At 63.6% G+C, this 12,268-nt stretch carries 9 protein-coding genes; 8 read left to right on the top strand and 1 reads right to left on the bottom strand.

The features are described 5' to 3' along the window. Nucleotides 1-17: 17 nt before the first annotated feature. From A0O30_RS14235 to tldD, 5 genes are all read left to right on the top strand, one after another. Nucleotides 18-629, top strand: a complete 612-nt coding sequence (locus tag A0O30_RS14235; protein WP_105946940.1) for a nucleoside triphosphate pyrophosphatase — start codon at nt 18-20, stop codon at nt 627-629. Between the two features lie 54 nt (nt 630-683). Then, a complete protein-coding gene (gene rng / locus A0O30_RS14230; RefSeq protein ID WP_105946939.1) occupies nt 684-2,141 on the top strand; it encodes a ribonuclease G in 1,458 nt (485 codons plus the stop codon). 82 nt (nt 2,142-2,223) lie between these two features. After that, entirely contained in the window at nt 2,224-6,045 is a 3,822-nt protein-coding gene (locus A0O30_RS14225) for a YhdP family protein (RefSeq protein ID WP_105946938.1), read from the top strand. Between the two features lie 8 nt (nt 6,046-6,053). Next, nucleotides 6,054-6,905, top strand: coding sequence for a carbon-nitrogen hydrolase family protein (locus A0O30_RS14220; RefSeq protein WP_105946937.1), 852 nt, complete (start codon nt 6,054-6,056; stop codon nt 6,903-6,905). 2 nt (nt 6,906-6,907) lie between these two features. After that, a complete protein-coding gene (gene tldD, locus A0O30_RS14215) occupies nt 6,908-8,347 on the top strand; it encodes a metalloprotease TldD (RefSeq protein WP_105946936.1) in 1,440 nt (479 codons plus the stop codon). 35 nt (nt 8,348-8,382) lie between these two features. Here tldD and yjgA read toward each other — a convergent pair whose 3' ends face one another. Further along, the gene (yjgA, locus tag A0O30_RS14210; protein WP_016713148.1) at nt 8,383-8,904 is read right to left on the bottom strand and encodes a ribosome biogenesis factor YjgA; all 522 of its coding nucleotides are present in this window, start codon (nt 8,902-8,904) and stop codon (nt 8,383-8,385) included. Nucleotides 8,905-9,012: 108 nt separating this feature from the next. Here yjgA and pmbA point away from each other — a divergent pair, with 108 nt between their 5' ends. From pmbA to A0O30_RS14195, 3 genes are all read left to right on the top strand, one after another. Continuing rightward, nucleotides 9,013-10,359: a metalloprotease PmbA gene (pmbA, locus tag A0O30_RS14205; protein WP_019099450.1), complete on the top strand. Its 1,347-nt coding sequence runs from the start codon at nt 9,013-9,015 to the stop codon at nt 10,357-10,359. 127 nt (nt 10,360-10,486) lie between these two features. Continuing rightward, entirely contained in the window at nt 10,487-10,888 is a 402-nt protein-coding gene (locus A0O30_RS14200; RefSeq protein WP_051096590.1) for a hypothetical protein, read from the top strand. Then, entirely contained in the window at nt 10,881-12,257 is a 1,377-nt protein-coding gene (locus A0O30_RS14195; RefSeq protein ID WP_105946935.1) for a lyase family protein, read from the top strand. The genes A0O30_RS14200 and A0O30_RS14195 overlap by 8 nt, the downstream gene beginning before the upstream one ends. The last annotated feature ends 11 nt before the right edge of the window (nt 12,258-12,268 follow it).

Raw genomic sequence — 12,268 nt, 5'->3', positions numbered from 1 at the left:
GACAGGGAGATGTCTGCATGAACCCGCTATACCTGGCCTCCGGCTCGCCCCGTCGTCGTGAACTGCTGACCCAGATCGGCGTGCCGTTCAGCGTCGTCAGTGCCCCCATCGATGAAACCCCGCTGCCCGACGAAAGCGCCCCGGCTTACGTCGAACGCCTGGCCCGGGCCAAGGCTGCCGCCGGCCTGGCCAGTGTCGAGGGCCCGGCTGTCGTGCTGGGCGCAGACACCGCCGTGGTGCTCGATGGTCGTATTCTCGGCAAGCCGGAAAGCCGCGAAGATGCCTTGGCCATGCTGGCCGACCTGTCAGGCCGCGAGCATCAGGTACTGACCGCCGTCGCCCTCACCGATGGCCAGCGCGTTCAAAGCCTGTGCGTCACCAGCCAGGTGCGCTTCCGTGCGATCAGCGACGATGAAGCGCAGCGCTACTGGGCCAGCGGCGAGCCGGCGGACAAGGCGGGTGGCTACGCCATCCAGGGCCTGGGGGCGGTGTTCGTCACTGGCCTGTCCGGCAGCTATTCGGCGGTGGTCGGCCTGCCCCTCAGCGAAACGGCCGATTTGCTTGGCCAGTTCGGCGTTGCCTGCTGGCAATCGCCGGCGCATACGCCAGAGGTAACAAACCAGCGGTAGCCAGCAATGCATACGCCATCCATCATTACAAAAGACCTTTGACGAGAGCCGGCCATGAGTGAAGAGATCCTGATCAACATCACCCCGATGGAGTCACGCGTGGCGGTGGTGGAAAACGGGGTACTGCAGGAGGTGCACGTCGAGCGCACCCAGCGCCGTGGCATCGTTGGCAATATCTACAAGGGCAAGGTGGTGCGCGTGCTGCCGGGCATGCAGGCGGCCTTCGTCGACATCGGCCTGGAGCGCGCGGCGTTCATCCATGCCTCGGAAATTTCCCAGCGCGAAGGCTCGGCGGTAGAGAACATCACCGCCCTGGTCCACGAAGGCCAGGCCTTGGTGGTGCAGGTGACCAAGGACCCGATCGGCACCAAGGGTGCGCGGCTGACCACCCAGTTGTCGATCCCTTCGCGCTACCTGGTGTACATGCCGCGTAGCAGCCATGTTGGCATATCGCTGAAGATCGAAGACGAAGCCGAGCGTGATCGCCTCAAGCAGGTGGTCAGCGACTGCATGGAAAGCGAAAACATCAAGGATGCCGGTGGCTTTATCCTGCGCACCGCCGCCGAAGGCGCACGCGCTGAAGAAATCCTGCAGGACATCCGCTACCTGCGTCGCCTGTGGGAGCAGATTGGCACCCAGATCAAGACCTGCGGCGCGCCCACGGTCATCTACGAAGACCTGGGCCTGGCCCTGCGCACGCTGCGTGACCTGGTCAACCCGAAAATCGAGAAGATCCGCATCGACTCGCGGGAAACCTTCCAGAAAACCACGCAGTTCGTTGGCGAACTGATGCCGGAAATCGCCGACCGCCTCGAGCACTACCCGGGTGAGCGACCGATCTTCGACCTGTACGGCGTTGAAGACGAGATCCAGCGTGCGCTTGAGCGCAAGGTGCCGCTCAAGTCGGGTGGCTACCTGGTGGTCGACCCGGCCGAAGCGATGACCACCATCGATGTGAACACCGGCGCGTTCGTCGGCCATCGCAACCTGGAAGAGACCATCTTCAAGACCAACCTGGAAGCCGCCACCGCCATTGCCCGGCAACTGCGCCTGCGCAACATCGGCGGCATCATCATCATCGACTTCATCGACATGGAAGATGAAGAGCACCAGCGCCAGGTGTTGCGCACCCTGGAAAAACAGCTGGAGCGCGATCACGCCAAGACCAACATCATCGGTATTACCGAGCTGGGCCTGGTGCAGATGACCCGCAAGCGCACCCGTGAAAGCCTGGAGCAGGTGCTGTGTGAGCCTTGCCTGGCCTGCCAGGGGCGCGGCAAGCTGAAAACCCCCGAGACCATTTGTTACGAGATCTTCCGTGAGATCCTGCGCGAGGCCCGGGCCTATCAGGCTGAGGGCTACCGTGTACTGGCCAACCAGAAGGTGGTCGACCGCCTGCTGGATGAAGAGTCTGGCAACGTCGCTGAGCTGGAGGCTTTCATCGGTCGAACCATTCGCTTCCAGGTCGAGTCGATGTATTCGCAGGAACAATACGACGTGGTGCTGCTCTGAGTTCTTCCAGAACACGCCGCAGGATGGTCGGGCTGGCAAAACCGCCGCTACCGGCCATCATGGATAAACGACTTGGAGGGCCATGGCCATGGGACGTCTGACCCGCGTTCTTGTCGCCTTGACCCGCTGGGGGCTGGGCGTGTGCGCCCTGTTGGCGGTATTGGTGGCGCTGTATGTCAGCCTCGGTCGCGAACTGGTGCCGCTGGTGGCCGAGTACCGCGCCGATGTGGAAAGCAAGGCCGAGCAGGCGTTGGGCCTGCCGGTGCATGTCGGTGCCCTTGAGGGCCGCTGGAGCGGGCTGGCTCCGGTGCTGCGGGTACGTGACCTGCAACTGGGCGAAGGCGCTACGGCGTTGCGCCTGGATGACGTGAAGGTGGTGCCTGATGTCTGGGCCAGCCTTACCGCCCGTGAAGTGCGCCTGGCGCGCATTCAGCTGGGCGGCCTGCAACTGATCTTGCGCGAGAACGAGCAGGGCGCCTGGAACCTTGAAGGCCTGCCGAAAAAAGACGACGCACCACTCGACCCCGCCGACCTGCTGCAACGCCTGCGTCAATTGGGCCGCGTCGATGTGTTCGACAGCCAGGTCACCTTGCACCCCTGGCAGCGTGACCCGCTCACCCTCACCTATGTCAGCGCCGGCCTGCAGGCGGGTGCTTCACGGCAAGTGCTGGAGTTGCGCGCCACCTTGCCTGATGGCCAGCCTCTGTCACTGAACCTGCAAAGCCGTGTGTCAGCCAAGGCCTGGCGTGATGGCCAGGTGGAGGCCTACCTGAGCCTGCCGCAAAGTGACTGGGCGCGCTGGTTGCCACCACGCCTGCTCGGTGAGTGGCAAGCTGACGCGTTGCGAGCGGGTGGCGAGTTCTGGGTCGATTGGCGCAAAGGGCAGTTGCAGCAGGCTGTGGTGCGGCTTAATGCGCCTGAACTGCGGGGTGCCTATACCGGCCGCAAGGCTGCCACGCTGAGCAACCTGGCCCTGGGCGCCTGGTTCCAGCGCCGGGATCAAGGCTTCGATGTGGTGGTCGACTCCCTGGCCATGGACATCGGCAAGGCCCGCTGGGAGTCGCACTTGCAGTTGCAGCAGCGCCCGGGCGAGAACGCAGCCGATGAAAACTGGCGGGTGCAGGCCGACCGGCTCGACCTCACGCCCTTGACCCCGCTGATCGATGCTTTGGCGCCGTTGCCTGACAACGTCATGGCTGTGGTCGATGGCCTGAAGGTAACCGGCGCGCTGCGCAATGTGCGCCTGGAGGCCCGGCCGAAAGCCGAGGGTGACAAACGCCTGCAGTTCGAGGCCAACCTGGAAAAGGTCGGTTTCGATGCCTATCACAATGCCCCGGCTGCCGGTAACGTCAGCGGCAGCATCAGTGGCGACCTGGGCCATGGTGAGCTGCGGTTGGATACCGAGGCGTTCATGCTGCATCTGTACCCGATCTTCGCCAAACCCTGGCACTACCAGAAGGCCAATGCACGCCTGACCTGGGCCTTGGACAAAGACGGTTTCACCCTGATAGCGCCGTACCTCAAGGTGCTGGGCGAAGAGGGCAAGATCGCCGGTGATTTCCTGATTCGCCTGTTGTTCGAGGAAGGCCGCGAAGACTACATGGACCTGCGCGTCGGCCTGACCGAAGGCGATGGCCGCTATACCGCCAAATACCTGCCCGAGGTGCTCAGCCCGGCCCTCGACGAGTGGTTGCGCAGCGCCATCGTCAAAGGCACGGTGGATGAAGGCTACTTCCAGTACCAGGGCTCGCTGAATCATGGCGCGGCTCCTGAAGCACGCAGTATCAGCCTGTTCTTCAAGGTGCGCGATGCCGCCCTGGACTTCCAGCCTGGCTGGCCGCAGGTGCAGCACGTGGATGGCGATGTGTTCATTGAGGACAGTGGTGTGCGCATCAAGGCCCAACGCGGCGTGCTGCTCGACACCAAGGTCAGCGATGTGACGGTCGATATCCCGCATGTCGACGGTGACCAGCACAGCCACCTGTACCTGGATGGAGACTTCGACGGCACCCTGGGTGATGGGCTGAAGACTCTCAAGGAAGCGCCAATCGGCACCGGTGAGATGTTCGCCGGCTGGGAGGGTGAAGGGCCGCTGAAGGGCAAGGTCAAGCTCGATATCCCCTTGGCCCATGGGCTGCGACCGAAAGTACAGGTGGACTTCGCCACCAACGAGGCGCGCCTGAAAGTCGCCCCGCCGAGCCTGGAGTTGAACCGCCTGAAGGGTGATTTCAGCTTTGATTTCGACAAAGGCCTGAGCGGCAAGGGCATCAGCCTGCAAGCCTTCGGCAAGCCGGTAACGGCGCAAATCACTGCTGAAGGCCAGGCCGGCCAGATGCAGACCCGCATTAATGCCAATGGCCAGGTGTCGCTCAAGGCGTTGACCGAATGGCTGCAGTTCAAGCAGGCCCTGCCGGCCTCCGGCGACTTGCCTTACCAGCTACAGGTCAACCTGGGTAGCCGGGAAAACAGCCTGAACGTCACCTCCAACCTCAAGGGCCTGGCGATCGACCTGCCGGCACCGTTCGGCAAAGCGGTGGCGGATACCCGCGACAGCCGTTTCAGCATGAACCTGCAGGGGGCGGAGCGTCGCTTCGATGCCGCCTACACCGACCTTGCCCGCTTTGCCTATGCCGCGCCGGCCGACGCACTGGCCCAGGGGCGCGGTGAGTTGCTGCTGGGCGCCGGCAACGCTCAACTGCCGGCCGGTCAAGGCCTGCGGGTACGTGGCCGCCTGGAGGCCTTGGACCTGGCACCTTGGCAAGAGCAGGCCGCGCGCCTGGCGGGCGACGACCCCGGTGGCAGTGCACGGCAAAACCTGCAAAGCGTAGACCTGAGCATTGGCCAGTTGAAAGCCTTTGGCATGGACCTGAATCAGGCAGTGGTCAGGCTGGCGCGAGGCGGCCAGGCTTGGGACCTGCGCCTGGACAGCAAGGAAGTGATAGGCAACGCACGCGTGCCGGATGCCAAAGGCTCGCCCATGGTGGTGCGTATGCAAACCTTGCGTTTGCCGGCAGCCGACCCTGCCCAGGCACAAGCCGAGGATGGCCCTGATCCGCTGGCCTCGTTCGACCCGCGCAAGGTCCCGGCGCTGGACCTGAGCATCGACAAGCTGTACCGCGGCGACGACTTGTTCGGCAGTGCCTCGATCAAGTTGCGACCCACCGCGCGTGGTGTTAGCGCCAGTGATATCGACCTCGACTTCAAAGGCCTGCGTATCGACGGCGGCGGTGGCTGGGAAGGCGAAACAGGCAAGACCAGCAGCTGGTACAAAGGACGCCTGGACGGCAAGAACCTGGCCGATGTACTCAAGGCCTGGGGCTTTGCCCCGACCGTGACCAGCCGCGATTTTCGCCTGGATGTGGACGGCCGCTGGCCGGGTTCGCCGGCTGCGGTGGGGCTGAAGCGCTTCTCGGGCAGCATGGACGCGGCACTGCGTACCGGCCAGTTCGTCGAGGTTGAAGGCAGCGCCCAGGCGTTGCGGGTATTCGGCCTGCTCAACTTCAACTCCATTGGCCGACGCCTGCGTCTGGACTTCTCCGACCTGTTCGACAAAGGCCTGGCCTATGACCGGGTCAAGGGCCTGCTGGTGGCCAGTGACGGGGTGTATGTGACCCGCGAGCCCATCAGCGTGACCGGCCCGTCGAGCAATTTCGAGCTGGACGGGACCCTGGACATGCTACGCGACCGGATCGACGCCAACCTGCAGGTGAGCCTGCCGGTGACGAACAACCTGCCGCTGGCGGCACTGATTGTCGGCGCGCCGGCCGTAGGTGGCGCCTTGTTCCTGGTCGATCGGTTGATCGGTGACCGTGTTTCGCGCTTTGCCAGTGTGCACTACCGTGTCGAAGGACCGGTTAAAGAGCCTAGAATCACCTTTGTGAAACCTTTCGAGAAATCCCGCTAGGAGTGCCCATGAAGGCAGCGGTAATCCAGATGGTCAGCCAGGACGATGTGCTGGCCAACCTGCAACGTGCCGGTGCCCTGTTGGAGCAGGCCGCGTTGGGCGGCGCGCGGCTGGCGGTGCTGCCGGAAAATTTCGCTGCAATGGGCCGTAAGGATGCCGCTGCCATCGGCCGTGCCGAAGCGTTGGGCGAAGGGCCGATCCTGCCATGGTTGAAACGCACCGCCCGTGACCTCAAGTTATGGATTGTTGCCGGTACCTTGCCCTTGCCACCGGTCGGCCAGCCCGAGGCCAAGGCCCATGCCTGCTCGCTGTTGATCGATGAACACGGCGAGGTGGCGGCACGTTATGACAAGCTGCACCTGTTTGACGTGGATGTAGCCGACAACCGTGGCCGTTACCGTGAGTCGGACGACTACGCCCATGGCGCTCAGGTGGTGGTGGCTGATACGCCGGTCGGGCGGCTGGGGTTGAGCGTGTGCTACGACTTGCGCTTCCCCGAGCTGTACAGCGCACTGCGTGCTGCCGGCGCGGAGCTGATCACTGCGCCGGCTGCCTTTACGGCAGTGACAGGCGCGGCCCACTGGGAGGTACTGGTACGCGCCCGAGCCATCGAGACCCAGTGCTACCTGCTGGCTGCGGCGCAGGGAGGCACCCACCCAGGCCCACGGGAAACCCATGGGCATGCGGCGATTGTCGACCCTTGGGGGCGCATCGTTGCAGAACAGGCGCAAGGCGAAGCGGTACTGCTTGCCGAGCGCGACATTGAAGAACAAGCGTCCATTCGGGCGCGCATGCCGGTGGTATCGCACCGGCGCTTTTTCTCGCAGGGCGCGTTGCGGCCTGCGCACACCGCGGAGTGACTATGAGCCAGATGTTATCCACCGTCAGTGAGCAGCTCCTGGCCCCAGGCGGCTTGACCCTGGACAGCCTGCAGACCGTGCTGGGTGAGTTGGCTGGCCCCGGCATCGACGCCGCCGACCTGTATTTCCAGGGCCAGATCTCGGAAACCTGGGCGCTGGAAGACGGCATCGTCAAAGAGGGCAGTTTCAACCTCGACCAGGGCGTGGGCGTGCGTGCCCAGTCTGGTGAAAAGACCGGGTTCGCCTACAGCAATGCAATCAACCTCGAGGCGTTGACCTCGGCGGCGCGCGCCGCCCGTTCCATTTCCCGTGCCGGTCAAAACGGCACGGTGCAGGCCTTCCGCAGCCAGGAAGTCACTGCCCTGTATGCGGCAGACAACCCGCTGGATGTACTGAGCCGTGCCGAAAAGGTCGAGCTGCTCAAGCGTGTCGATGCCGCCACCCGTGCCCTGGACCCGCGAATTCAGCAGGTCAGTGTGAGCATGGCCGGGGTCTGGGAGCGTATCCTGATTGCGGCGGCCGATGGCAGCCTGGCTGCCGACGTGCGCCCGCTGGTGCGCTTCAACGTCAGCGTCATCGTCGAGCAGAACGGCCGCCGCGAACGCGGCGGGCAGGGCGGTGGCGGGCGTACCGACTACCGCTTCTTCACTGAAGAGCGGGTAATGGGCTATGCCCGTGAAGCGCTGCGTCAGGCCCTGGTGAACCTGGAAGCGATTCCGGCACCGGCCGGTACCTTGCCGGTGGTATTAGGTTCGGGCTGGTCGGGTGTGCTGTTGCACGAGGCTGTCGGCCATGGCCTGGAAGGTGACTTCAACCGCAAGGGCAGTTCGGCTTTCAGCGGCCGTATCGGCGAGAAAGTGGCATCGAGCCTGTGCACCATCGTTGACGATGGCACGCTCGAGGGCCGCCGGGGTTCGCTGAGCGTCGACGACGAAGGTACCCCGACCGAGTGCACCACGTTGATCGAGAACGGGGTGCTCAAGGGCTACATGCAGGACAAGCTGAACGCACGCCTGATGGGCATGGCGGTGACCGGCAACGGGCGCCGCGAATCCTACGCACACCTGCCGATGCCACGCATGACCAATACCTACATGCGGGCTGGCGAAAGCGACCCGCAGGAAATCATCGCATCGGTGAAAAAAGGGATCTACTGCGCCAATCTGGGCGGCGGCCAGGTGGACATCACCAGCGGCAAGTTCGTGTTCTCGACCAGTGAGGCCTACCTGATCGAAGACGGCAAGATTACTGCACCTGTAAAAGGCGCAACCCTGATCGGCAATGGTCCTGAGGCGATGAGCCGGGTGTCGATGGTCGGTAACGACCTGGCGCTGGACAGCGGAGTGGGCACATGCGGCAAGGACGGGCAGTCGGTGCCGGTGGGGGTAGGGCAGCCTACCTTGAAACTGGATGCGATTACCGTGGGCGGTACCGGGGCGTGATGGCTTTTGGGGGCCGCAAAGCGGCCCCCAAGGGGTCAGCGCAACCCGCGCTGCAACTCGTCGAGGTCGCGGATGTACTTGAACACCTTGCGCGCAGCGGCAGGTGGCTTGTTCCGGGCCTTTTCGTGTTGAGCATGGCGCACCAGCGAACGCATTTGCTGGCGATCGGTTTCGGGGTACTCGTTGACGAAACGCTCGAGGTCTTCGTCGTTACCGTCGATCAACCGGTCACGCCAGCGCTCCAGGTTGTGGAAACGCTCGTTGTACTGGCGAGTCGAGCTGTCCATCTGTTCGAGCAAGGCGTGGATGGCGTCCAGGTCCTGCACGCGCATCAGCTTGCCGACGAACGACATGTGGCGCTTACGGGCGCCATGAGCGGTGTGCTTGCTGGCTTCAGCCAGTGCTTTGCGCAGCTCGTCGGTCAACGGCAGGCGTGCCAGGGTATCGGCCTTGAGCGTGGTCAGGCGCTCGCCAAGTTCGACCAGCGCATGCAGTTCGCGCTTGATCTGGGTTTTGCTTTTTTCGCCGTCGAAGGCGTCGTCGTTTGAATCAACCATGGTGGCAGTCCGCTAGAAATCGCCGCCATGATAACCAGTCGGGGGCCGCTTGTCCGGCCCGGTCGTAGAATGACCCACGCCGAACGCAGAATTTGAGTGGAGAGAACCATGAGTGCAGTCCAGAGCGTAGGTCCGAAAGACCTGCCAGCATTGCAGGAGCAGGTCGAGGCAATCATCGCCGAGGCGCGCCGCCAGGGGGCCAGTGCCTGCGAAGTGGCCGTGTCGCTGGAGCAGGGCCTGTCCACCACGGTACGCCAGCGTGAGGTCGAGACCGTCGAGTTCAATCGCGACCAGGGTTTTGGCATTACCCTCTACGTTGGCCAGCGCAAAGGTTCGGCCAGCACTTCGGCCAGTGGCCCGGATGCGATCCGCGAAACCGTCGCTGCGGCGTTGGCCATTGCCAAGCATACTTCCGAGGACGAATGCTCTGGCCTGGCGGACGCCGCGTTGATGGCCCGGGACATCCCGGACCTGGACCTGTATCACGACTGGGACATTGAACCCGAGAAGGCCATCGAGATGGCCCTGGCCTGCGAGGCTGCGGCGTTCGATGCCGACCCGCGCATCCTCAATGCCGACGGCACCACCCTCAATACCCACCAGGGCTGCCGTGTGTATGGCAACAGCCATGGCTTCATCGGGGGCTACGCGTCGACCCGGCACAGCCTGAGTTGCGTCATGATCGCCGAAGGCGACGGGCAGATGCAGCGCGACTACTGGTATGACGTAAACCGCCAGGGCAACCTGCTCGCCGACCCGCGCAGTATCGGTGTACGCGCTGCCCAGCGCGCCGCCAGCCGCCTGGGCGCGCGCCCGGTGCCCACTTGCGAAGTGCCGGTGCTGTTTTCCGCCGAGCTGGCCGGCGGCCTGTTCGGCAGCTTCCTCTCGGCCATTTCCGGCGGCAATCTTTACCGCAAATCGTCGTTCCTTGAAGGGACCATTGGCCAGCGCCTGTTCCCCTCCTGGCTAACCCTCGACGAGCGCCCGCACATTCCGCGAGCGCTGGGCAGCGCCGCATTCGATGGTGACGGCCTGGCCACCTATGCCAAGCCGTTCGTCGACAAAGGCGAGCTGGTGTCGTACCTGCTGGGCACGTATTCCGGGCGCAAGCTGGGCTTGCCAAGTACCGCCAACGCCGGTGGCGTGCACAACCTGTACGTCAGCCATGGTGTCGAAGACCAGGCAGCACTGATCCGCCGCATGGGCCGTGGCCTGCTGGTCACCGAGCTGATGGGGCATGGCCTGAACATGGTGACCGGGGATTATTCCCGAGGTGCGGCAGGGTTCTGGGTTGAGAACGGCGAGATCCAGCACGCGGTGCAGGAAGTGACCATTGCCGGCAATATGAAGGACATGTTCCAGCAAATTGTCGCGATCGGGAGTGATCTCGAAACCCGTAGCAACATTCACACGGGTTCTGTGCTGATCGAGCGAATGACTGTAGCGGGTAGCTAATTCGTTCCAGATACCTTGGCAAATCAGAAGACCCGGCCCTGTGCCGGGTTTTTTGTTTCATCACCTTTTTCTTGAAGTGATTCTGTTTATCACTTAATAATGAATATCATTATCCAGTAACCCGGCGATGATGTTCATGAAACCCGTCCTCCGCGAACTGCCCTACCTGGAAAACTGGCGCTGGCTCAGCCGGCGCATCCGCTGTGCGCTCGAACCCGACGAGCCGCGCCTGATCGAGCATTACCTGGCCGAGGGCCGCTACCTGGTGTGCTGCACCGAAACCTCGCCATGGACGGTGGCACTGACCTCCTTCCGCCTGTTACTGGATACCGCCTGCGACCGCATGCTGCCCTGGCATTGGCGCTGTCTGTGCCTGGACCAGGCCTGGCGCCCCTTGCTGGACCTGCGCAATCTCGATCGCCAGGAACAGAACCAGCGCTGGCAGCCCTACGCCCTGCAGTTGGCCAATTGCCGCCTGCTGCCGTCGATTTCTCCCGATGAACTGATGCAAGGATTTGATGATGAGTGATACCCGTATCGAGCGTGACAGCATGGGCGAACTGCAGGTGCCGGCCCAGGCCCTGTACGGTGCCCAGACCCAGCGCGCGGTCGACAACTTCCCGGTCAGCGGCCAGCGCATGCCGGCCCAGTTCATTCGCGCGCTGTTGCTGGCCAAGGCGGCTGCCGCCAAGGCCAACGTCGAGCTGGAGCAATTGTCTGCCGCGCAGGGCAATGCCATCGTCAAGGCGGTCGAGCAACTGCTGGCCGAGGATTTCATCCAGCACTTCCCGGTGGATGTGTTCCAGACCGGCTCCGGCACCAGCTCGAACATGAACGCCAACGAGGTGATTGCCACCCTGGCCAGCCGTGTACTGGGTGATGCGGTGAACGCCAACGACCACGTCAACTGTGGCCAGAGCAGCAACGACATCATCCCGACGACCATTCACGTCAGTGCTGCACTGGCCCTGCACGAACAACTGCTTCCGGCCCTGAGCCACCTGGTGCAGGTGATCGAGAGCAAGTCGGTGCAGGTGCATCAGTACGTGAAAACCGGCCGTACCCACTTGATGGACGCCATGCCGGTGCGCATGAGCCAGGTGCTGGATGGCTGGGCCGCGCAGATCAACGCTGCCAAGGCGCACATCGAGGCGACCCTGCCGAGCTTGCAGGCGCTGGCCCAAGGTGGCACGGCCGTGGGGACCGGCATCAACGCCCACCCACAGTTCGCGGCCGGTTTCGCCCGCCAGCTCAGCGGCCTGACCCAGGTCGAGTTCGCCCCGGGCCAGAACCTGTTCGCCCTGATCGGTTCGCAAGACACTGCCGTGGCGCTGTCTGGCCAGCTCAAGACCACTGCCGTGGCGCTGATGAAGATCGCCAACGACCTGCGCTGGATGAACTCCGGCCCGCTCGCCGGCCTGGGCGAAATCGAGCTGCAAGGCCTGCAACCGGGCTCTTCGATCATGCCTGGCAAGGTCAATCCGGTGATTCCTGAGGCCACCGCCATGGTGGCTGCCCAAGTGATCGGCAACGACGCCACCATCGCTGTCGCTGGCCAGTCCGGCAACTTCGAGCTGAACGTGATGCTGCCGGTGATCGCCCGCAACCTGCTGGAAAGCATCGAGCTGATGGCCAACGTCAGCCGTCTGCTGGCCGACAAGGCCATCGCCACGTTCAAGGTCAACGAGGGCAAGCTCAAGGAAGCCCTGGCGCGCAACCCGATTCTGGTCACTGCGCTGAACCCGATTATCGGCTACCTCAAGGCTGCCGAAATCGCCAAGACCGCCTACAAGCAGGGCCGCCCGATCATCGACGTGGCGTTGGAACACACCGACCTGTCGCGCGACCAGCTGGAAGCACTGCTGGACCCGGAAAAACTTACCGCTGGCGGTATCTGACACTGCGTCAC

It is taken from the genome of Pseudomonas sp. LLC-1, assembly GCF_002992185.1.
Classification (GTDB): Bacteria; Pseudomonadota; Gammaproteobacteria; order Pseudomonadales; family Pseudomonadaceae; genus Aquipseudomonas; species Aquipseudomonas monteilii.
Note: the sequence above shows the minus strand (reverse complement) of the source record. Positions and strands in the feature narration are given on the sequence as shown.